This window comes from Kitasatospora sp. NPDC057595 (assembly GCF_042800875.1).
In the GTDB taxonomy this organism is placed as follows: Bacteria; Actinomycetota; Actinomycetes; order Streptomycetales; family Streptomycetaceae; genus Kitasatospora.
The window spans coordinates 1-21,468 of the sequence record NZ_JBHVGL010000008.1 but is presented as its reverse complement, the minus strand read 5'-3'; the positions used below and the strand labels follow the sequence as shown (position 1 = coordinate 21,468).

At 75.6% G+C, this 21,468-nt stretch carries 14 protein-coding genes; 6 read left to right on the top strand and 8 right to left on the bottom strand.

The window, feature by feature from the left end; genetic code table 11:
• Window position 1: 1 nt before the first annotated feature.
• Window positions 2–1,093: an ABC transporter substrate-binding protein gene (locus tag ACFU9E_RS14480; protein ID WP_380679400.1), complete on the bottom strand. Its 1,092-nt coding sequence runs from the start codon at window positions 1,091–1,093 to the stop codon at window positions 2–4.
• Window positions 1,094–1,321: 228 nt separating this feature from the next.
• On the opposite strand from ACFU9E_RS14480, the gene ACFU9E_RS14475 reads away from it, so the two are divergent.
• Window positions 1,322–2,149 (top strand): helical backbone metal receptor, encoded by an 828-nt coding sequence (locus tag ACFU9E_RS14475; protein WP_380679517.1) that lies wholly within the window; start codon window positions 1,322–1,324, stop codon window positions 2,147–2,149.
• A 39-nt stretch (window positions 2,150–2,188) separates the two neighbouring features.
• On the opposite strand, the gene ACFU9E_RS14470 is transcribed toward ACFU9E_RS14475, so the two are convergent.
• The 4 genes from ACFU9E_RS14470 to ACFU9E_RS14455 form a co-directional block, all read right to left on the bottom strand.
• Complete coding sequence (locus ACFU9E_RS14470) at window positions 2,189–3,226, bottom strand: LD-carboxypeptidase (RefSeq protein WP_380679397.1); 1,038 nt, start codon at window positions 3,224–3,226, stop codon at window positions 2,189–2,191.
• Window positions 3,227–3,402: 176 nt separating this feature from the next.
• The gene (locus ACFU9E_RS14465) at window positions 3,403–5,733 is read right to left on the bottom strand and encodes a hypothetical protein (protein ID WP_380715027.1); all 2,331 of its coding nucleotides are present in this window, start codon (window positions 5,731–5,733) and stop codon (window positions 3,403–3,405) included.
• A gap of 294 nt (window positions 5,734–6,027) precedes the next feature.
• Complete coding sequence (locus ACFU9E_RS14460) at window positions 6,028–7,482, bottom strand: lipase maturation factor family protein (protein ID WP_380679514.1); 1,455 nt, start codon at window positions 7,480–7,482, stop codon at window positions 6,028–6,030.
• A gap of 352 nt (window positions 7,483–7,834) precedes the next feature.
• On the bottom strand, window positions 7,835–8,902 hold the full coding sequence (locus ACFU9E_RS14455) for a GAF domain-containing protein (protein ID WP_355362780.1): 1,068 nt from the start codon (window positions 8,900–8,902) through the stop codon (window positions 7,835–7,837).
• A 481-nt stretch (window positions 8,903–9,383) separates the two neighbouring features.
• On the opposite strand from ACFU9E_RS14455, the gene ACFU9E_RS14450 reads away from it, so the two are divergent.
• The 5 genes from ACFU9E_RS14450 (at window position 9,384) to ACFU9E_RS14430 (ending at window position 14,568) form a co-directional block, all read left to right on the top strand.
• Window positions 9,384–10,655 (top strand): acyl-CoA dehydrogenase family protein, encoded by a 1,272-nt coding sequence (locus ACFU9E_RS14450; RefSeq protein ID WP_380679511.1) that lies wholly within the window; start codon window positions 9,384–9,386, stop codon window positions 10,653–10,655.
• 395 nt (window positions 10,656–11,050) lie between these two features.
• Window positions 11,051–13,138 (top strand): ATP-binding protein, encoded by a 2,088-nt coding sequence (locus ACFU9E_RS14445; protein WP_380679390.1) that lies wholly within the window; start codon window positions 11,051–11,053, stop codon window positions 13,136–13,138.
• Window positions 13,138–13,569 carry a roadblock/LC7 domain-containing protein gene (locus ACFU9E_RS14440; protein WP_355362776.1) on the top strand — a complete coding sequence of 144 codons (432 nt, stop codon included), beginning with the start codon at window positions 13,138–13,140 and terminating at the stop codon, window positions 13,567–13,569. Before ACFU9E_RS14445 ends, ACFU9E_RS14440 begins: the two co-directional genes overlap by 1 nt.
• On the top strand, window positions 13,566–13,946 hold the full coding sequence (locus tag ACFU9E_RS14435; RefSeq protein WP_355362774.1) for a DUF742 domain-containing protein: 381 nt from the start codon (window positions 13,566–13,568) through the stop codon (window positions 13,944–13,946). Before ACFU9E_RS14440 ends, ACFU9E_RS14435 begins: the two co-directional genes overlap by 4 nt.
• Window positions 13,947–13,995: 49 nt before the next feature.
• Window positions 13,996–14,568, top strand: a complete 573-nt coding sequence (locus tag ACFU9E_RS14430; protein ID WP_355362772.1) for an ATP/GTP-binding protein — start codon at window positions 13,996–13,998, stop codon at window positions 14,566–14,568.
• A gap of 82 nt (window positions 14,569–14,650) precedes the next feature.
• On the opposite strand, the gene ACFU9E_RS14425 is transcribed toward ACFU9E_RS14430, so the two are convergent.
• From ACFU9E_RS14425 to ACFU9E_RS14415, 3 genes are all read right to left on the bottom strand, one after another.
• A complete protein-coding gene (locus tag ACFU9E_RS14425) occupies window positions 14,651–15,118 on the bottom strand; it encodes a MarR family winged helix-turn-helix transcriptional regulator (protein ID WP_380679385.1) in 468 nt (155 codons plus the stop codon).
• Window positions 15,119–15,263: 145 nt separating this feature from the next.
• A complete protein-coding gene (locus tag ACFU9E_RS14420) occupies window positions 15,264–17,423 on the bottom strand; it encodes a hypothetical protein (protein ID WP_380715025.1) in 2,160 nt (719 codons plus the stop codon).
• A gap of 17 nt (window positions 17,424–17,440) precedes the next feature.
• Window positions 17,441–21,298 (bottom strand): DUF5682 family protein, encoded by a 3,858-nt coding sequence (locus ACFU9E_RS14415; protein ID WP_380688869.1) that lies wholly within the window; start codon window positions 21,296–21,298, stop codon window positions 17,441–17,443.
• Between the last annotated feature and the right edge of the window lie 170 nt (window positions 21,299–21,468).

Here is a 21,468-nt window from a genome sequence, read left to right as displayed (position 1 = left end):
CCTACTGCCCGTTCTTGACGAGCGTCGGGTGGAGCGCCGCCGCGATCTGCCGCACGGTGTCGGCGGTGCGGGTCCCGGCGATGGTGGTGACCTCGGAGCCGATCCGCAGGAGGTGCCCCTCCTGCACGGCCTTCAGTCCCTGGGTGGCCGGGAAGCCCTTGAGGAACGCCTCGGCCTCGTCGAAGGCCTTGCGGTTCGCGTCCTCGCCGCCGCGGTCGCGCACCGCGAGCTGGATCCAGTCCGGGTTCTTCGCCACCACGTCCTCCCAGGAGACGGGCCGGAAGTCGGCGTCGCAGTCGGCGAACACGTTGCGCGCGCCGGCCAAGGTGATCACCGCGTTGGCGACCTGCTTGCCGCAGACGGCCATCGGTTGCTTTGTACCGGCGTCGAAGTCGAAGAGGAAGTACCCGGGACGCTGCGCCTCCGGTACGCCCGCGGTGGCGTTCTTGACCTCCGTGATCTGCTTCTCCATCACCCCGACCAGTTCCTCGGCCCGGGCCGCCGTCCCGGTGACCGCGCCGAGGCGGCGGATGTCCTCCTCGACGGCGGCGAGGTCGGTGCGCGGGCCCTGGGCGGCCTTGGGCCCGGTGGCGCAGGCCGTGGAGAGCAGCAGCACGTGCTGGATGCCGACCGCCTTCAGCTCCTCCTCGCTCGGCCCGGCGCCCGCCGCGCCCATCCCCGGCATCGGCCCGAAGGTGTCCACGTAGAGGTCGGCGCCGGAGCCGAGCAGCTTCTCCTTGGGGATCAGCGTGTCGCCCAGCGTCGGCACCTTGGCACCCTGCTCGGCGACGGCCGCCGGCAGGCTGCCCTTGCCCGGCGGGAACCCGGTGCCCACGACCCGCTCGCCGGCGCCCAGCTGCAGCAGCATCTCCAGCGCGGCGGCGTCGCTGGTGACGATCCGCCGGGGCGCCTGCTTGACGGTGGTCTCCTTGCCGGCGCAGTCGGCCACCTTGACCGGGAACGCCCCACCGGCTCCCGCCGAGGCGCTGACGCCACCCCCCGCGGTGTCCCCACCGCCGTCACCACCGCTGGTACACGCCGTGGCGAACAGGGCGACGGCGGCCGCGATACCGCAGAAGACGCGAGGGCGCATCAGAAACTCTCCTGGTGAATGGTTGTGCTCGGGTTCGTCCGCTGAACCCGGACCAGTAGTCGGCCGCTGTGCCCGCCCGGTTCCCGTGAGTTTGCCCCTTCGGCCACCGGCCGTTGCCGTTATGGTGACGCGGTGACCTCGCTCTCCGCCACCCCCGGGCCGGGCCCGTCGGCCGACGGGCCCTCCGCCGTCGGGCTTGCGGCCGACGACCTCGGGCTGCCCGTGCCGCTGGGGCCGGGGCCGGTGCGGCGGGTGGTGTCGCTGGTGCCCTCACTCACCGAGGCGGTCGCCGCGAGCGCGAAGGGGCTGCTGGCCGGAGCCACCGACTGGTGCAGCCACCCCGCCGGCCTCGACGTGCCCCGGATCGGCGGCACCAAGAACCCGGACGTGGCCCGGATCACGGCACTCGCCCCCGACCTCGTGATCGCCAACGACGAGGAGAACCGCCGCCCCGACCTGGACGCCCTGCGCGCGGCCGGCCTGCCCGTCTGGGTCACCGACATCCGCACCCTGGACCAGGCGTTCCGTTCCCTGGACCGGCTGCTCACCGTCGGCTGCGGCCTGCCCCGCCCGCCCTGGCTGGACGCCGCCGAGGCCGCCTGGGCCGCCCTGGACACCTTGGGCGCCTCGGACGCCGTGGCCCGGAGCGACGCCGCACGGCCCGCCGCGGCCCGGACCGACGTCCGGCCGCTGCCGGGACCGGCCCGCCGGGCGGTGGTGCCGATCTGGCGCCGCCCCTGGATGGTGCTCGGCCACGACACCTTCGCCGGGGACCTGCTGCGCCGTCTCGGCCTGCGCCTCCCCCACGCCGAGGACCCGGCCCGGCCCGAGCGCTACCCCGCCGTCCCGCTCCCCGATCTGCTCGCCACCCGCCCCGACCTGGTGGTCCTGCCCGACGAGCCCTACCGCTTCACCGCCGACGACGGCCCGGAGTGCTTCCCGGACATCCCGACGGCCCTGGTGAGCGGCCGCCACCTCACCTGGTACGGCCCGTCCCTGGCGGAGGCCCCGGCGGTGCTGGCCCGGCAGCTCGCCCGGGCGTCGGTGCACGGGTGAGGGATCCGGTCGTCCAGGGTCGGGTGCGCCCGGGCCGCGTCAGCGCGGGGTGACGGCCGGTTCGTCGAGGCCGAGGGTGCGGGCCGTGGCGTCGACGGTGGCGCGCACACCCAGCGGCAGCGGCAGGTTGGGACCGGCGTGGCCGAGATCCACCCCGCCGAGCACCGGCAGCGGCCGGTCGCCCAGCACGTCGAGCACGACCTCGCGCAGCGCCGGCGCCGGGGCGTCGTCCGCGCAGCCGGCCGCGGTGACCCGGTGCGGCACCCCGACGACCATCCCGGCGATCCGGTCGAACACGCCGGACATCCGGAGCAGGTGCAGGTCCTGCCACACCCCCGACAGCGGCCGGTCCACCTCCTCCCAGAACAGCACCGCCCCGTCGAAGCGCTCGGCGGGCAGCGCGTAGGGCGTCGCCTGGAGCGCGACCAGCCGCCCGAGCAGGCCGCCGAGCAGCGGTCCGGACGCGCGGCCGGGCCGCCAGCACTCCCGGCCGCCCGAGGCGCGGAGTTCCGGGAGCGGACCGAGCGGCACGGCCGGGTCGGTGAGGACGCGGCGGTAGAGGCCGGCGAGCGTCGTGGCGGTCGGTGTGGTGGTCGGTGTGGTGGTTGGTTCGGTGGCCGGTTCGGCGGTGTGCCAGGAGCCGCCCAGTCCGTAGGTCGCCATGTCGCCGTGGACACCGACCAGGCCGGTACGGGCGTGCAGCGCGAGCAGGAGCAGCGAGACGTCACTGCACCCGAGCACCGGCTTGGGGTCGGCGCGGACGGCGTCGACGTCCAGCCGGTCCAGCCACCCCGCGGTGGCCTGCCCGCCGGTGTGCGCGACGATCGCCCGGACCTCGGGATCGCGCAGCAGCCGGTTGAACTCCTCGGCCTGCTCGGCGGGCCCGGCCGCCGCCCACCAGCGGCGGCGCCCCGGCTCGGTCAGCGGCGTGCGGCGCACGCGGAAGCCCATGGCCGTGAGCGTCGCGACGCCGCGTTCCAGCAGCGGCGCGGCGTCCGCCTCCAACGGTCCGGCGGGCGCCGCGACGGCGACGAGGTCGCCCGGGCCGAGGGCGCGGGGACGCAGGAGGTCGGGCATGCGGGGGCTCCACTCTGTTGGCGCCGATCGGCGTTGATCGGTTTGTCCGACCGTCGCCGAGTCTCAACAGCCCGCGCAGGCAGGGCAATCGGATTTCGAAGGGTGGACACGGCGAAGGCCCCGGGCACACGGTCGGTGACCGCACGCCCGGAGCCTTCCCGGGTACCCGTCGGGTGTCAGGCGCGCGCGGCGCCGACGGCGGCGCCCAGCGCCTCCTTGATCCGCGGACCGAGACGGGCGAAGCCGAGCTCCTTCATCGCCGCCCGCAGCAGTTCCTCGTCGCTCCGCTCGACCCCGTCGCCGTCCACCCAGCGCACGATCGCGAGCAGTTCCTCCGCCGAGTACGCGGTCACCGGCCGCCCCGGCGTGAACTCCGGCTTCTCCGGCCGCCCACCGACCTCGGGGGCGGTGGCGGGCTCGGTGGCCGGCTCCTCGGCAGTCTCGGCGACCGGCTCGGCCTCGGGCTCGGGCTCGACGGCAGCCTCGGCCTCAGCCGAAGTCGCCACGGCGTCCTCAGCAGCAGTCTCGGGCTCGACCTCATCGTCGGCCGGAACCTCCACGGCGGACTCTGCCACAACCTCCGGCGTTGCCTCCTCGGCAACCGGCTCAACGTCAACCGGCAGCTCAACCACCGGCTCGACCGTCTCCTCAGCCGGAGTCTCAGCCACGGGCTCCGCCACAACCTCGGCAGCAGCCTCGGGCGTTACCTCCTCAACGTCGGTCTCGGCCACCTCGTCAGCCGGCGCCTCCACGGCGGTCTCGGCCACAGCCTCAGCAGCAACCTCGGCAACCGGCTCGGGCAGGGTCTCCTCAGCAGCCTCGACCGCGACCTCCGCCGCCGGCTCGACCACCTCGTCAGCCACGGGCTCCGCCACAACCTCGGGCGTTGCCTCCTCGGCAACCGGCTCAGCCTCGACCGGCAGGTCAACCGCCGGCTCGACCGTCTCCTCGGCAGCCTCGGCCTCCGCGACGGGCTCCGGCTTGGTGTCGTCGACGGCGACGAACGTGGTGACCACGGCGATGGCCGGCTCGGCGGGCTCCTCAGCAGCCTCGGCCTCCGCCACGGGCTCCGGCTTGGTGTCGTCGACGGCGACGAACGTGGTGACCACGGCGATGGCCGGCCCCTCGGCCTCGGCCTCAACCGCGACCTCGGCCTCCGCCTCGTCGGGGGCGATGGTCTCGGCGTCGGGGGCGGAGGGCTGGGCCGGCGGGGCGGCGGTGATGCCGACCAGGTCGTCGGCGGCCGGGGACGGAGCGGGGAGGGTGACACTGAGCGGCTTCTCGTCGGTCGTGGCCTCCGCCTCCGCCGCCGCCTCGGGCTCGGTCACGGCGGTCACGGCCTCGGCGGTCTCGGTCTCGGCCTCGGCCTCGGCCTCGTTCACCGCCTCGGCGGTCCCCTCGACGGCCTCCGCAGCGGCGTCCTCGGTGGCGTCCGCCGCCCGCTCCTCCGTCGCCGGCGTCAGGCCGTCACGCTGGCCGCCCGCCAGGGCCTGGCGGGCGGTGTAGGCGGCCTCGGCGGCGCGGCGGTCGGCGTGGGTGGCGGCGAGTTCGGTGAGGAGGTCGGCGAGGCCGGCGTCCTCCAGGGTGGCGCGCAGACCGCGGAGGGTGGGGAGCCGGTAGAGGGTGCCCTCGTCGGTGGCGAGGCGGTCGACCAGGTCGACGAGGTCCGGGAAGGACAGCCCGTCGAGGTCCTGGCCGGGCAGCAGGCGGGCGAGTTCGCGCACGCCGCTGTTGACGGCCTCGAAGGCCTGCGCCGTGCGGTGGGCCAGCTCGCCGTCGGACGGCGCGCTGGGCAGGGTGCCGACGGAGGCCAGGGCGGCCCAGGCGCGCCGCTCGACCTCGGCGGAGGCGAGCGCCTCGTGGAGGTCCTGCGCGCGGGGGCGGCTGGTGACGGCGAGGGCGGCGGCCTGCTTGCGCAGCGAGCGGGCGCGCAGCCAGGAGAGCTTGACGCCGCGCTCGCGCCGCCAGTTGCGGTCGGCGGTGGCGGCGATCAGGGATTCGAGGTCGGTGTCGTACGCGGCGGGCACGAGGACGGTCGCGGTGCGACGGACCAGCTGGAGCATCTCGACGAGCACCGCGCTCTTGCCGACGGTGTCCGGTGCGTCGAGCTTGACGTCGGCGGCGAGCGTGGTGACGTCCTCCCACACCTGCTGGAGGTCGTGGCCGCGGAGTTCGGCGAGGACGGTGGACGCGGCGCGGGCGTCCTCGGGGGTGGCGACGGTGTCGAGGGCCGCGTACCAGGGGTGGGTGTCGGCGGTGAGCGTGAACGCGCCGAGTTCGGCGTAGCGGCCGAGGTCCTCGCGGAGGCCGGTGTCGGTGCCGGTGTCGGCCGTGGCGGCGACGTCCTTGGTGTCCGTCGTGTCCGTCGTGTCCGCGGGGTTGGCACTCTCGGCGGTGTCGGCGGTGTCGGCGGTGTCCGTGGCGGCCTTGGTGTCCGTGGTGTCCTTGACGTCTGCGGAGCCGGCTGCGTCGGCCGCGTCGGCGTTGCGGGAGTGAAGCACTGTCATGTGAGGTCCGGTTCTGGGCGGCTGCGGCGGGGGCGTGGACGGGCGGCGAGGGGGCGGCGGTCCGGGTGCGCGGTGGGCCTCGGTGCGAGGGGCCGGGGGCGCGCGGTCGGGCTGCCGGTCGGAGGCCAAGAATACGGGTGCCCGTTCGAGCCATGCACGCACCCACCGTCCCTCGGGGCGGTGTGGCGTGCCGTACCGCCCGCCCGGGCGCCACTCGGGAGGGCCGGTCGGGTGGTCGTCCACCGGTCGTGCGCCGCCCGGTCACCCGGGGGCCGCCGGTGCTCCGGCGCCCGGTCACCGCGCGGGCGGCGGACGGTGGCCGGCGCGGGCCAGGGTGGCGAGGTCGACCGGCGCGAGGTACTCGTAGAGCGCCGTGCGGTGCCACCACGCTCCGGTTTGCCGCAGTTCGCGCCAACCGGTGAACCGGTAGAGGTGGAGGGTCGCCCGGACGTGGGTCGGCGGACCCTCCGGGAAGGGGTTGTGGCGCAGCAGGCGCAGTGTGTCCGGGTCGTTGACCAGCAGCCTGGCGGCGAACGGCAGGAACCACGGCCGGGCGTAGCCCGGTGAGATCCCGGCGAACCACATCAGCCAGTCGAGCCGCAGGTGGTAAGGGGCGTACTGGCGCGGGGCCCGGCGCACGTCGCCGGGTTTGCCCTTGAAGCCGTACTCCTTCCACACGGTGTGCCGGGTGACCACCGGCTCGTCCGTTCCCTCGACGACGACCTCCTGGCGGGTCCGGTTGACGCTGCCGAAGGCGCCGTAGGTGTTGACCAGGTGCAGGCCGTTGAACGAGCGGTTCATGACCTGACGGCGGGAGAGCATGTTGCGGACCGGCCAGTAGCTGAGGACGAGGACGGTGGCGGTGACGGCGAGCGCGAGGGCCTCGAACCAGGGCGGTGTGTCGCCGTAGGCGCGGGGGTGGACGGGCAGGCCGAGGCGGGCCGGTTCGACGGCGGCGAGGGCGAGGGCGATGGTGAGCCAGTTGAGCCAGGCGAAGTTGCCGGAGGCGACCAGCCAGAACTGGGTGGCGACGACGACGCAGGCGGCGTAGGTGGCGACCGGCTGTGGAAGCAGCAGGAAGACGGGGACGGCGAGTTGGGTGACGTGGTTGGCCGCGGCCTCGACCCGGTGCAGCGGGTCGGGCAGGTGGTGGAAGAACCAGCTGAGCGGTCCGGGCATCGGCTGGGTCTCGTGATGGAAGCGCAGGCAGGTCAGGTCGCGCCAGCAGCTGTCGCCGCGCAGTTTGATCAGTCCGGCGCCGAACTCGACCCGGAAGACCAGCCAGCGCAGCAGCCACAGCACGGGAAGGGGTGGGGCGGTGTCGCCGTTGCCGAGGAAGACGGCCAGGAAGCCCGCTTCCAGCAGCAGCGATTCCCATCCGAACGAGTACCAGGTCTGCCCGACGTTGACGATCGAGAGGTAGAGGGCCCAGAGCGCCGCCCAGCAGAGCATCGACGTCCACAGCGGCACGGCGTCACCGAGGCCGCCGACGAGGGCGGCGGAGAGTGCGGCGCCGGTCCAGGCGACGGCGGCGAAGAAGCGGTCGCTGTAGTGGAGGTGGAAGAGGCCGGGTGCCTGCCGGAACGGGACCCGGGCGGTGAAGCGGGGGACGGGGAGCATGCCGCGGCTTCCGATGAGAGCGCGGAACTGGAGGGCCGCGGCGAGGAAGCCGGTGAGGTAGAGGGCGGCCAGCAGCCGTTGCACGAGGAGCCTGCTGAGCCAGTACTCGGGGGCGGCGAACCACTGCATGCGGCCCATGCCTACCACCGGCGGCGCTCGCGCGGGCGTGCGCGGCGGGGCGGCGGGCCCGATTCACCCGGACGGCGTTCACCCGGACGGCGCCGGTCGGGACGGCGCCGGGCCGGACCGCGCCGGTCGGGACAGCACCGTGGCGGGGGGCCTCTCCTCGGGGGTGAGAGGCGCCCCGCCGCGGTGGCGGACGCGGCGGAACCGGGCGCACGGTCGGGGTGCGGCGGGTGCCCGGGGTCCTTCGGGGCCTGTGGTAGCAGGCCTGCACGGCAGGGGGCCGGTGCGGTGGGGAGACGGTGCGATAGGGGCTGGTGCGGTGGGAACCGGTGCGGTGGCGGGAGACGGCCGGCGCTCAGGCCGGCAGGACGAGCCCGGCCTCGCCGGTGCCGGGGCGGGTGACGGGGGCGCCGTTCTGCTGGAGGCGGTCGACCAGGAGCGCGGCCAGGGTGCCGAGTTCCTCCTCCGTGCGGGACTGCGCGGTGACGTCCATGCCGACCGTGAGCACGCCGGTGACCTGACCGGTGCGCGCGGTGCGCAGCGGGCTGCAGGTGAAGCTGAAGATCTGCTGGCCGCGCTGGGCGTCGGGGCGCAGGGACGGCACGCGGACGTCGTTGAGGACGGTCGCGCGGCCGGTGCGGTAGGCCTCGGAGACCGCCTGCTGGAGGCCGGCGGCGCCGAGCTGGGGGTAGGCCTGGCCGATGGCGCCGTACGCCGCCGGGGCGCCGAAGACCTCGGCGTGCTGGGCGTTGGCGTAGCGGATCTCCTGGCCGGGGCCGTCGGTGAGCATGATCGGGAAGGGCGAGCCGTCGAAGGCCGCGAACATCTCCTGCTGCTGGGCGAGCAGGTTGTCGCGCAGCCGGATCTCGGAGAGCAGGGCCTCGGCGAGGTGCTGGATGTCGCGCAGGCGCTCGCGGCCCCACTGGCGGGGTTCGCGGTCGAGGACGCAGACGGTGCCGATGACGGTGTTGGTGTCGTCGACGAGCGGAGCGCCGAGGTAGGCGCGTACGCCGAGTTCGTCGACGACCGGGTTACCGGCGAACCGGGGGTAGGCGAGGATGTCGTCCAGCGCGAGGGGGGAGCGCTGGGCGACGACGTGGGGGCAGAAGCCGTGGCTCAGCGGCATCTGCCGGGTCGGCAGGTCGAAGGCGATGCCGCGGTCGGCCCAGGAGGAGCCCTCTCCGGCCGGAATGTCGGGGGAGGTTGGCGGAATGTAGAGCCCCCGGAACATCTGGCGCTCGTCGTTGATGAAGTTGACCATCGCGATGGGGGCGCGGGTGATGCTGGCGGCCAGGTGGGCGAAGCGGTCGAAGGCCTCGTCCGCGGTGGGTTCGTCGAGCCCCAGGCTGCGAAGCCTGCGGGCCCGTTCCGACTCCCCGGCGGCACCCGGGAACTGGCCTTGAGTGCTCATCACATCAGTCATGGCGCACATGTAATCAGACATCCGGCAGCTTCGGCGCTCTCGGCCCGCGCCGTCTCGACTGCTGATGAGCCGTCAAAGCCTGATGTTGGACAAGGAGGCGGCGGCCAGGCCGCCTGTCGGGAACGGGAGGGGAACCGGAAGCGGAACCGTCGGATCCGACCGATCCGGCGATCGGGGGGACCTCATATCCCCGCCTCGCGGGGTTTCAACCCTCCACCGCGCCCGAACGACCTGATCGCGCCAATCCAAGATCCTCCGTAGAGCGCTTCCCAAGCACATATGACAATGAGCCCTGCCGAAAATCGGCGGTCCCCAAGGGCAGCGAGGGCCACCGCCGGCACTTCCGCACGCGCCCGCTGCAACGGGGCGCCCGGCCGCCACCGTCACATCCCCCACGCCCTCGGCGGCCGACGCGGATCGGCTGCACGGACGGAGGCACATCCACCGAACGAACCGAACCCGAGAGGACCGGGGCATGGCGATGGACTACTTCACCGACGAACGACACGAGAGCCTCCGTGCGGAGGTGCGCGAGTTCGCGGAGAAGGAAGTGCGCCCGCAGGTGGCCAGAATGGAGGCCGAGCGCCAGGTCGAGTTCGCACTCGCGCAGGAGATCGCCCGCCGGGGCTGGATCGGCGTGACCATCCCGCGCGAATTCGGCGGGCTGGGGCTGGGACACCTCGCCAAGACCGTCATCGTCGAGGAGCTGTCCCGGGTCAGCGGCGCCATGGGGGCGATGGCCCAGGCCTCGCAGCTCGGCGTCGCCAAGGTCATCCACTTCGGCGACGACGCCCAACGCCGCCACTGGCTGCCCAGGTTCGCCTCCGGCGCGGCACTGCCCACCATCGCCGTGACCGAACCGGAGTCCGGCGGCCATGTGCTCGGCATGAGCGGCACCGCCCGCCGCGAGGGCGACGAGTACGTGCTCGACGGCCGCAAGTGGTTCGTGGGGAACTCGCACATCGGCGACGTGCACGGCGTGGTGCTGCGCACCGGCCAGGGCAGCCGGGGGCTCTCGGCCTTCCTGGTGGAGAGCGACCGGCCCGGGTTCCGTACCGGCTCCCTCGGCTCGCAGAGCGGACTGCACGGCTTCAGCTTCGGCGAGCTCGTCTTCGAGGGCTGCCGGATCCCGGCCGCCAACCTGCTCGGCCGGGAGGGCCAGGGCCTGGACGTCGCCTACTCCTCCTCCACCCTCTACGGGCGGCTGAACCTGGCGGCGGTCGCCCTCGGCATCCACGTGGCGATCGTCGAGGACACCGTGCGGTTCGCCGAGGCGCGCGTGCTCTACGGCAAGCCGCTCTCCCAACTGCCCAACATCGCGCTGAAGCTGGGCGAGATGCAGTCCCGGCTGATGACCGCCAAGCTCGCCGCGTACCACGCCTCGCACCTGCTGGACCACGGCAAGCCCTGCGACGCCGAACTGATGAACGCCAAACTGGTCAACACCGAGTACGCGCTGGACTCGGCGCGCAACGCGATGGAGATCCACGCCGGCCGCGGCCTGCAGGCGGAGTTCCACATCGAGCGCTACCTGCGCGACGCCACCCACACCTACCCGCCGGCCGGGACCTCGGACGTCCAGCGGCTGCGGCTCGGCCAGGTGGCCTCGGGCACCTACGGCAAGCAGTGGTCGGCCGAGCTCGCCGACCTGGCCGGCTGGGCATGGAGCGAGGCGGCCGAACGCGAGGCCCGCGCGGAGGCGGAGCTGCAGAGCGGCGCGGCGGCGGTGCTGCGGATGCCGCTGGCGGGCTGACCCGCCGGGTCCGCGCGTTCGGCGCGGCCCATCAGGACAGCGCTTCTTGACCTGTCCCTGACGGCTTTCCGGCGCCCGCGACCCCGGCCGCCGGAAAGCCGTCCGACACTCCCCCCACGCCTTCGCTGACCAGTGCGAATACCCGATCGGGCGGCCACGGGATGTCCGGACGACCTGTCATCAGGCGTTCACATATGGTCAGTTGATGTTGCCCGAAGGGCACCCGGGGCTGGTAGCGTGCCTGAAGTCGGCGGCCGTGCTGCATCCGTCCGGACGGTGCACCCCCGGGTCACCAGCTCCGGCAACCCTCCGGGCACTGTCGGCCGTGGCGCCCCAGCGGCCCCGCCGGACCGCACACGGACACCCCGCCGTTCGGCCCTGCTACAAGGAATCAGATGCCAGGCATATCGGCCCCCCGGACGGGCCACCGCGCCGGCCGGCCCGGCTCCCTACGCAGCTCGCTCCTCACCCTCACGTTGGTCCCCTGCCTCGGCCTCGCCGCCGCCTGGGGCTACGCCTGCTACCTGCTGCGCGGGACCGGAGAGCGCAACGCCCTGTACGCGGGCAGCGCGGCCGTCGGTGTCGTCCTGCTCCTGAGCCTGGCGCGCGGGCTGCGCACCGCGCGCGTCCTGCCGGCCCGGATCTCCGCCCTGCACGCCGACGCCCTGGCGATCGCCCAGCAGGAGATCCCGCAGGTCGTCGGCCGTCTGCGGGCCGGCGAGTCGGTCCCGACCCCGCCCGCCAGGACCCCGTCCCGGCGGACCGGCGACGAACTCCAGCAGGCCGCCGACGGCCTCGCCGCCGTCCGGCAGGCCGCCGTCGCCGCGATCGTCCACCAGGCCCAGGGCCGCGAGGGGACGAAGAAGGTCTTCCTCAACATCGCGCGCCGCACCCAGATCCTGATCCACCGCCAGATCAGCATGCTGGACGCGCTGGAGCGCGAGCACGAGGAACCCGACCTGCTGCGCGAGCTGTTCGCCGTGGACCACCTCGCCACCCGGATGCGGCGCAACGCCGAGAACCTGGTCATCCTCGGCGGCGCGCTGCCCGCCCGGCGCTGGCGCAACGCCGTGCCCATGGTCAACGTGCTGCGCAGCGCCGTCTCCGAGACCGAGAACTACTCGCGGGTCGTCGTCCAGGGCGTGCCGCGCACCTCGCTCGGCGGCCAGGCCGTCGCCGACGTGATCCACCTCGTCGCCGAGCTGATCGAGAACGGCACCACCTTCTCCCCGCCCTACACCCAGGTGCAGGTCTCCGCGCAGGAGGTCCCGAAGGGCCTGGTGGTGGAGGTCGAGGACCGCGGCCTCGGCATGGTCGAGGACGAGTACCAGCGGCTCAACGACTACCTGGCCAACCCGCCGGAGCTGGACGTCTCCGCGCTCGGCGACGACCTGCGGCTCGGGCTCTTCGTAGTCGCCCGGCTGGCCGCCCGGCACGACGTGCAGGTCACCCTGCGCCCCTCGCCGTACGGCGGGACGCGGGCCGTGGTGCTGGTGCCGGCGGCGCTGCTGCACCAGGCGGAGGCGCCGTCCGCCGTCACCGGCCTGCCGGCGGGCGCCCGGGTCACCCGGTCCCCGGCCCCGGACCTGCGGCCGGGCAACGAGCCCGGTGGCGCTCCCGGCGCAGCTCCGGAGAGCGCGGCGGGGCCGGTTGCGGGTGTGGGCGCGGGCACCGGTGCGGGCACCGGTACGGGCGTCGGTACGGGCGTCGGCAGGATCGACCAGGAGCTCTCGGGCGCGCTCGCCGGGGTGCTCGACGGGCTGATGGGCAGCGGGCCCGCCGCGGTGGGACCCGGTCCGGGTGCCGCTGGTGCTGGTGCTGGTCCGGATGAGGTGGCCGCCAGGGGCGACGGGCCCGCGGGCGGCGGTGGTAGCGGCAGCGACGGCGACGGCGACGGCGGTCTGGTGATCGGCGAGCTGGTCGCGCGCTACCCCGAGGGCGCCGGCCCGCAGGACCAGGACGATCCGACGGTCAACGGCGGTCTGCCGGTGGGCTCGCCGATCCCCGGCCTGCCGGGCGCGGTGGTCGTGGCGCGGCCCAGTCGGCCGCTGCCGTACCAGGAGCCGGTGGACGACCCCCGGCCGAGCGTGTTCGAGGGCGGTACCCGTGGGCCGTCGGCCGCGCCGCCGGGGGCACCCGCGCCGTCCGCGGCAGCAGCGGCGCCCGTGCACCAGCGTGCCGGGGAGGCCCGCGACGAGCACGGGCCCCAGAGTGAGCTGCGCACGCCGCGCATCCTGCCCCAGCGGGTCCGCAACGCCAGCCTCGCCGAACAGTTGCGCGAGGCCCACGCGTCCTCCCCCGCCCCGCACGGACAGCCCTCGCCCTACGACGGCGGGCAGCCCGGCTTCCCCGCACCGCCCGGCGACGATCCCTCCCCGCAGCGCTCGCGGGCCACCATGGCCGCCATCCAGCGCGGCACCCGCACCGCCCGTGCCACGACCCCCGACCCGGACGCGCCTTCCGCAGCTAAGGAACAGCAGTGATGACGCAGCACACCGACGCCGAGCGCGACCTCAACTGGCTGTTGGACCAGCTGGTGGCGCGGGTCCCGGAGACCCGGCACGCCGTCGTCCTGTCCGAGGACGGCCTGCTGGTCGGGCTCTCCCAGGGGCTCGACCGGGCCGACGCCGAGCACCTGTCGGCCGTCGCGTCCGGCCTGCAGAGCCTCGCCCGCGGCGCCGGCCACCGGTTCGACGGCGGGCGGGTGCGGCAGACCGTGATCGAGATGGACCGGCTGTTCCTGTTCGTCACGACCGCCGGCCAGGGCGCCCGGCTCGCCGTGCTGACCAGCGAGGCGGTCGACGCCGGGCTGATGGCCTACGAGATCAACATGCTGGTCAAGCAGGTCGGCCAGTACCTCACCGCAGCACCGCGCAGCGACGCCGGCCATCCGGATGCGGGTGGCGGTGCGTGACCGCCGACGCCGCCGAGGCCTGGTTCTTCGACAAGGAGGCCGGCCATCTGGTCCGCCCCTACGCCATCACCAACGGGCGCACCGGTCCGGTCCGTGACGGCTTCGCGCTGATCACCCTGGTGGTCACCGCCGACCCCCGCACCGACACCAGCCGGCTGACGCCCGAACCGGCCGCGATCCTGGACCTCTGCCGGGAACGCCCGCTCGCGGTGGCCGAGATCGCGGCCGTGCTGGACCTCCCGGTGAGCGTGGTCAAGGTGCTGCTGGACGATCTCGCCGAGGCCCGGATGATCCTCACCCGGGCACCCGTCGAGCTTGCCGAGGCGCCGGACATCGCGTTGATCCAGGCCGTGATCGAGGGTGTCCGCCGGCTCTGAGCCGCCCCGCTCCCTCCTCGGCCCCGTTCCCCCCTTCAGGAGACCCGACGTGACGACCCAGAGCCTGGTGCCGGGCGCGGTCAAGATCCTCGTCGCCGGCGGCTTCGGCGTCGGCAAGACCACCATGGTCGGCTCGGTCAGCGAGATCGAGCCGCTGCAGACCGAGGAGCGGATGACCCGCGCCAGCATCGGGATCGACAGCCTCGACGGCGTCCAGGACAAGTCGACGACCACCGTGGCGATGGACTTCGGGCGGATCACCGTCCGCGAGGACCTGGTGCTCTACCTGTTCGGCACGCCCGGCCAGTTCCGCTTCTGGTTCATGTGGGACGACCTGGCGCTCGGCGCGCTCGGCGCCATCGTGCTGGCCGACACCCGGCGGCTGGAGTCCAGCTTCGCTGCCGTCGACTTCTTCGAGCAGCGCGGCATCCCCTTCGCCGTCGGCGTCAACTGCTTCTACGGGCGCCGCGACTGCGCCCCCGAGGACGTCCGCCGGGCGCTGGACCTCGACCCGGGCGTGCCCGTGGTGCTGTGCGACGTCCGGGAGCGCGCGTCCAGCAAGGAACTGCTGCTCGCCCTCCTCGACCGGGTCCACCGGGACGCGCTGGCGGCGCACGGGTGAGACCGGCGCGCCGCCGACGGGGCGACGCGGCCGGGTGAGGCGGCCGCGTGGGGCAGCCGAGTGGGGCGCCTGGGTGAGACGGTCAGGCCTTGGTCGGGGCCGCCGGGGCCAGCTCCAGCTCGTACAGGGCCCGGACCAGCGGCGCCAGTTCGGGCAGGTCGGCGGCCTCGGTGAGCGTCGCCTCCAGGGTCGCGTCGTGCAACGGCCGGGCCGCGGCGAGCAGTTCGCGCCCCTGCGGGGTCAGCTCGGTGTAGATGCCGCGCCGGTCGTCCGCGCAGAGGTAGCGGCTCAGCAGCCCCCGCTCCTCCAGCCGGCTCACCAGTCGGGTGGTGGCGCTGCTGCTCAGCGCGGCCGCGCGGGCCAGCTGCTGCATCCGCATGTGCCAGCCGTCCTGTCGCGACAGCGCCTCCAGCACCGTGTACTCGACCACCGAGAGCCGGTGCTCCGCCTGCAGCGCCTTCTCCAGCGCCGAGTCGATCAGCCCGTGCAGCGCGGCGAGCGTCCGCCAGCCGCCGGCGCGGATCTCGGCGGCGTCGTCCTGGATTCCCATGGCTCGCCCCTCTCTGCTCGGATTCTGCTCAGGTTGTGCTCGGGTTGTGCTCCGGTCCGGAGGGGTGCGGTTCCGGTGGAACGCGCTCCCCCCGGCTCAATTATGCCAGTCGGCGCGGCTTACCTGCTTGTGCAAATAGTTATCCTCATGGCCGATTCGTGGTCGCCTCCGACGAAACCGCGCCCTGGGGCCCGGACCAGGCGGTCGCGCAGAGCGCCGAGGCCAGTTCCTCCTCGTACCAGGCCGCCGCCAGCCACGCGGCCGCGAAGGCGCCGTGGTCGTCCGCGACCACCCGGCCGAAGACGTCGCGCGGCTGGTCCACCGCCGAGGCGAGCAGCCCGTCCAGCAGCGCCGCACCGGTGGCCAGTCCCGCCGACCGCAGCCGGGCCCGGTCGCCGTAGGCCACCCGGGAAGCGAGCGCCAGCGCGTCACGGCCGCCGGTCACCGCCTGGCCCACCCGGCGGGTGAGCAGGTGCACCGGGGGCGTCGGGGCCTCGCCGCCGACCGGTGCACCGGACGCCGTGGGTGACGCAGGACCGGTCGGGTCGGCGCGCGGGAGGGTGAGGTCCGCCGTCTGGAGCCGCTCCAGGCCCAGGTTGACCCGGCCCGAGCGGTCGGCGGGCAGCGCGAGGGAGGGCTCCCCCGGGTACGCGGTACCGGCGTCGCCGTCGGCGGCCGTCGCGAAGCCGGCTGCCGTGGAGCCGGCCGTTGTGGAGTTGGCCGTTGTGGAACCGGCCGTCGCGGAGGGGCCCGTGGGCGGCAGGCCGATGGCCAGCAGCCGCAGTTCGGGACGGGCCGCGCGCTCCAGCCGGCCGATCACCCGCAGCCGCAGGCCGGGGGCGGTGGCCAGCAACGCCAGATTGCCCCGGTACGCCAGCCCCGGATGGTCGTGCGCGGCACGCAGCGCCAGCACCACCCCGTCGCTCTCCGCGAGCAGCCGCGGCTCCCCGCCCGGCCCGTACGGCACCGCACCGAGCAGCGTCACGTCCAGGAACAGCAACTCGCTCCCGGCCGGCCGGACCTCCGGCGGCATCGCCCCCGCCGCGAGCGCCCGCGCCACCTGGGCGGCCGGGGGCTCGGCCCAGAGCCCCGCGAGCGGCTCCGCCGTCCAGGCCGCGCCCGCCGCGCGGACCGCCCGGACCGAGGCGCCCGCCCCGAGCCGTCCCGCCGCCGACCTGGTAGCCCCCTGGACGGCCAGCCCGGCCCGGGTGAACTCGCGGTGGCTGAGCATCGCGTCCCCCAGCCGCACCGTCCGGTTCCCGGCCCCGACCGCCTGCGGCGCCGCCGCCGTGGCGTCGGCGTGCGGCATCACCTCCGCCATCGTGTGCAGCCCACCGCCCGCGTCCACCGCCCAGGTGAGCACACCGGCGTGGGTGGCCGTCAGCACCGGCTCGGCGAACAGCCCGTACAGCCGCAGGCCGCCCGCCGGTGCGTAGGCCTGGCGCGCCGTGCCGCGCAGCTCCGCGACGCCCGGCACGCCCGGCTCGCCCGGTACGTCCGGTCGCGGGGTGGCGGCGAGGGCCAGTGCCGTGCTGAGGCCGAGGAGTTCGCGCAGACCGGCGACCAGATCGGCGAGCCGGTGGTCCGGCTCGCCCGAGCGGGCCGCGCGGATCCTGGTGACCACCGCCACCGCGGCGGCGGCCGGCCGGTACAGGCCGGCCAGCCGGGCCCGGTGGGCCGCGCGCAGCAGTTCCGCCTGCAGCACCGCGCCCGCGCCGCCCACGCCCGCCGCCACCACGGCGGAGCCGACCCGGTGGAGGTGCTCGACGGCGGCCAGTTCGGCGGCGGTGAGCGCCTCGGTGGGCAGGGCCTCGCCGGACCCGGCTCCGGCGGACCCGGCTCCGGCGGGCAGGGACTCGGCCGGGCGGGCGGGCCCGGGCGGAGCCGTCGGATTCGCCAGGTCCGACGGGTCCGACGGGGAGTCCGCGGCCGGGGGCGGGACGGTCGGGGCCTCCTCCGGTGCGGTGTCCGCGTCGGCCGGTGGTTCGTCGTCGGCGAGCGGGCAGACCGTGACCGCCGCGGCCCGGTGCACACAGGCGGGCGCCAGCAGGCAGCCGCAGCGCACGTCCGCCTGGTCGGCGACGACCCCGCCCGGTGCGTGCAGGACGAGCACCGTCTCCTCGTCGACGGCGATCCGCCAGTCCTCGCCGGCGCGCTCCACCGGTCGCTCCGCCAGCTTGGCCGCGGCGCCGTCCAGACGCTTCTGCAGCCGCGCCGACAGCCCGGCCACCACCTCGGCGACCACCTCGGGCCGGACCGCCGGCCATTGCCCGCCCGGCCCCGTCCCGGTCCCTGTTCCCGTCACTGTCCCTGCCACCTCCGTCATCGGACCTTCTCCCCCACCCAGCGGGCCAGTTCGAGCGGGCTGAGTGCCGCCACCGGCATCCCGGCCGCGACCAGCTGGCCCGCGACCGCCTTCGAGTACCGGGCCGTCCCGGTGTCGTCCAGGGCCGCACAGCCCAGCAGGTGGCAGCCGGAACCGACCAGCGTCCGGGTCTGCGCGAGCAGCCCGCCGACCGGGCCGCCCTCCTCGAAGTCGCTGACCACCGCGATCAGCGTGCGGGACGGCACGGTCACCAGGCTCCGCGCGTACCGCAGGCCCCCCGCGATGTCCGTGCCGCCGCCGATCCGGACCTCCAGGAGCAGGCCCAGCGGGTCCGCCACCCGGTCGGTCAGGTCGACCACCTCGGTGGAGAAGGCGACGAAGTGCGTGCTCAGCGAGGGCACTCCGGCCAGGATCGACGCCGTCAGCGCCGCCCAGACCGTCGACGCCTCCATCGAGCCGGAGACGTCCACCACCAGGATCAGCCGCCAGTCGGACGCCTGGCGGGCCCTGGTCCGGAAGACCGGGCGCTCCGGCACGATCACCATGCCGCCCGGTTCGCCGCCGGACGGGCCGTCGGCGGACGGACCGCCGACGGGGTCGGCCGGGCGGGCGGTGGCGAGGTTGGCCCGGATGGTCCGGTGCAGGTCCAGCCCGCCGCCCGGGCGGCGGCTCGGGCGCGGCACGCTGATCCCGGTGAGCGCCGGGCGCAGCCTGGTCGCCAGCTCCCGGCTCAACTCGTCGACCAGGCGCCGGACCAGCGGACGCAGCCCCGCCAACCGGGCCTCGGGCAGGCCGCCCGCGTGCTCCAGCACGGTGCGCAGCAGGTCGACCGACGGGCGGACGGCGCCCGGGTCGATCGCCTCCAGGGCGTCGCCCCGGCCCTGGGCGACGGCTGCCGCCAGCACCTCCTCCCGCAGGCCCGGCCCGAACAGGGCGGTCAGCTCCTCGGACCACTCGCGCACCCCCGGGTACGGCGCCTCACGCCCGCCCCGGTTGCCGCCCGCACCGCCCCGGCCCTCCAGGCCGGGCCCGGAGCCCTCACCCTGTCCGGTGCCGTAGAGCTCGTCGAGCGCGGTCGCCAGACGGGCGGCCCGGCCGCCGAGGCCGCCGCTGCCCGGCCGGCCGAGCAGCAGCCGCCAGCGCTCGGCCGGGCTCAGGGCGTGGGTCCGGGTACCGGTCCCGGTGTCGATCCCGGCGTGGGCGGGGGCAGGGGCGGGGGCGGGGGCGGGGGCGGGTGTGGTGGCCTGGACGGGGGCCGGGGCGGGGTCCGGTACCTCGCCGGTGGGCGCCGGGAGGAGGGCCGGGAGCAGGCCACGGCGGGCGAGCGCCGCGCGGGCGGCCAGGTCGGCGCGGGACCAGTCGGCGAGCAGCGCGGGCGGTACCTCCTCGGGGAGCGTCTCCAGGCGGGTGCCCAGGCGTTCCTCGACCAGCTGCAGCAGCCGGTCACGGGCGGCCGGGCTGAGCGTGTCGAACCCGCCGCGCAGCGCCGGCAGACGGTCCAGGAAGGCGCTGTCGGAGAGCGTGACCACCCGCTCCAGCACCGGTTCGAGCACCCCGGGGGCGGTCGAGAACAGTCCTTCGGCGGCCGTCAGCAGTCCGACGAGGGAACGTCCGAGGGCGTGCCGGGCGTCGGGGCCGGTGGCGCCGTCCACCCAGGAGGCGGCCCGGTCGCCGAACACCGCCGGCTCCTCCTGCCGGAGCAGCACCCGCACCGCCCCGGCCGCGCCACGCACCAAGGGGCTGCCTCCGTCGGCGAGTTCGGTCAGCACGTGGTGGAGCCGGATGCCTCCGGAGAGGTCCGCCCGCCGGGCCAGCTCCACCAGCGCCCGGGCGTCGTCCGCGTCGTCCGATCCGCCGAGCCCTTCCAACTGCCGCACCGCCGCCACCGTCACGACCTCGGCCGCCGCCGCGAGCGCGCCGAGAACCGGGTCGGCAGCGGCGGGCGCCTCGCCCTGCGGCGCGGCGACCGCCGGACCACCGGTGGGCGGCGTCGTGACCGGCGCCCCCGGGGCCGCGGTGGAGGAGGCCGGGTCGGCGGGCGCCGAGGGCTGGTGCGTGGCGGTGAGGCGGTCGAGGAGGGCGAGCCCGTCGAGCAGGTCGGGGAGGGTGCCGCTCGACGGGAGGACGGCGGTGAGCTGGGTCAGACGGGTGTCGGTGAGGGCGGGCAGGCCGCAGGCGGCGGCGTCGGCGAGGCCCCGGAGCACCTCCCGGGCGGTGGGACCGTCCGCCTGCTGTTCGCGGCGCAGCCGTTCCCGCAGGGCTCCCTCGGCCGCCTGGGCCGGGGTGACGCCCCGGGTGCCGGCCACGGTCAGCATGGCGGCGACGGCCGGGGTCCAGCGGACGCGCCAGCGGGTGGTGAGGGTCTCGGTGCCGCCCGCGCCGGTGGTCTCGACGGTTTCGGCGTAGGGGACGCCGCAGACGGTGAGGCGGTTGAGCAGGAGTTCGCGGCGCCGGTCGAGCGGTGAGCGGAGCGGGTCGAGGCGGAGTTCGCGGGGCGCCGACTCGGCGGTGTCCCCGGGACCGGGGAGGCCGAGGTCGGCGAGCAGCCGCTCGACGGCGGGGCCGAGGCCGCTGCGCGGGGCGGCCGGGGTGGGCTCACCGGTGCGGGTGCCGACCAGGACCTTCTCCAGGGCGCGGGCCACCGCCCGGCCGCGTCCGAGGGGTTCGCCCTGGGCGAGGACGGTCTGCACCGCCTCGACGAGTTCGCCGCGCCCGGGGGCCGCGAGTGCGCGCAGCCGGGCGAGGTCGCCGGCCAGCCGGACGATCTCGCGGGCGTCGGCCGGGCCGGAGGGGTGGTCCTGGGCGCGCAGGGCCTCGCAGATGCGCACGGCGGTGCGGACGAGCGCCTCGTCGAGCCGGTTCGGATCGCCGGCGGCGTCGAGCACGGTGTGCTGCCACTCGGGGTCGCGGATGCCGGCGGGGTAGCCGGAGCGGGCGTCGAGGAGGGGGTAGGTGTACGGGATCAGGGAGACCACATGACGGGCGTCCGGGGTCGGCTCGTCGGTGAGCGCGGTCGAGCCGACGGGCCCGGTGGGCTCGCCGGGTGCGTCCTGGGTGAGCGCGGGGGCGTGGAAGGCGCCGATGACGGCGGCGACCCGGCGCCCGCCCGCGCCCGCCTCCCGGATGCGCTCGCGCATCCAGGCCTCGCGCCGCAGGTCGTACGGGTCGACGCCGGGGCCGTCCTCGGCGTCGCGGCGCAGCGCCCAGCCGACCAGCAGCGCGGCGCGCCGGACGGCCTCCGGGGCGGAGCCGGGGGCGGCGGTCTCGACGAGGCGGTCCCAGAGGTCCTCGTCGTCGTCGCGGCCGGTGAGGCGGTGGCGCAGCGCGTCGGCGACGCCGGGGCGGGCATCGGGGCCGGTGTCGGGGCCGGTGCGCTCGCGTCCGGTGCCGCGGTCGCGGGCGGCGAGCGGCAGGTCGCAGGCGATGGTCTCGACGCCGTGGCGGCGGGCCCAGCGCAGGGCGGCGAGTTCGGGCGAGAAGTCGGCGAAGGGGTAGAAGGCGAGGCCGGGGCCGTGGCCGGCCTCGGCGCCGATGCCGTCGGCGCGCTCGTCCGAGCGGTCGGCGGCGGGCGCGGCGGCGAGGGCGACCGGAGCCTTGGTGGCGTCGTCGGCGAGCAGGTCGAGCCAGGGCTGGAACTCGGCGGGCAGCTCGACCAGCAGCAGCTCGGGCGCGGCGGCGTCGAGCAGCGCGGGCACGACGGCGCTGAGCGAGGGCGCGTGGTGGCGTACCCCGATCAGGTAGGGGCCGGGCGTGTCGAGGCCGGACGCGGCCAGTCGGGCGGCCTGGGCCTCGACCGTCCCGCGCGGGTCGTCGAGACCGGGGCCCGCCCCGCCGGGCGGCACCGCGCTGCTCATGTGTTCACCTCTCGGTGGAAGGTCGGAAGGTCGGAGGTTCGGAATCGGAGACGGGGAGCGGGGGTGGGGGGTCGGGCGGGGGGGGGGCCCCCCCGGGGGCCCCCGCCCCCGGGGGGGGCGGGGCCCCCGGGCGGGCCCGGGCGGGATAAAAAAACGTACCACCCCCGGCG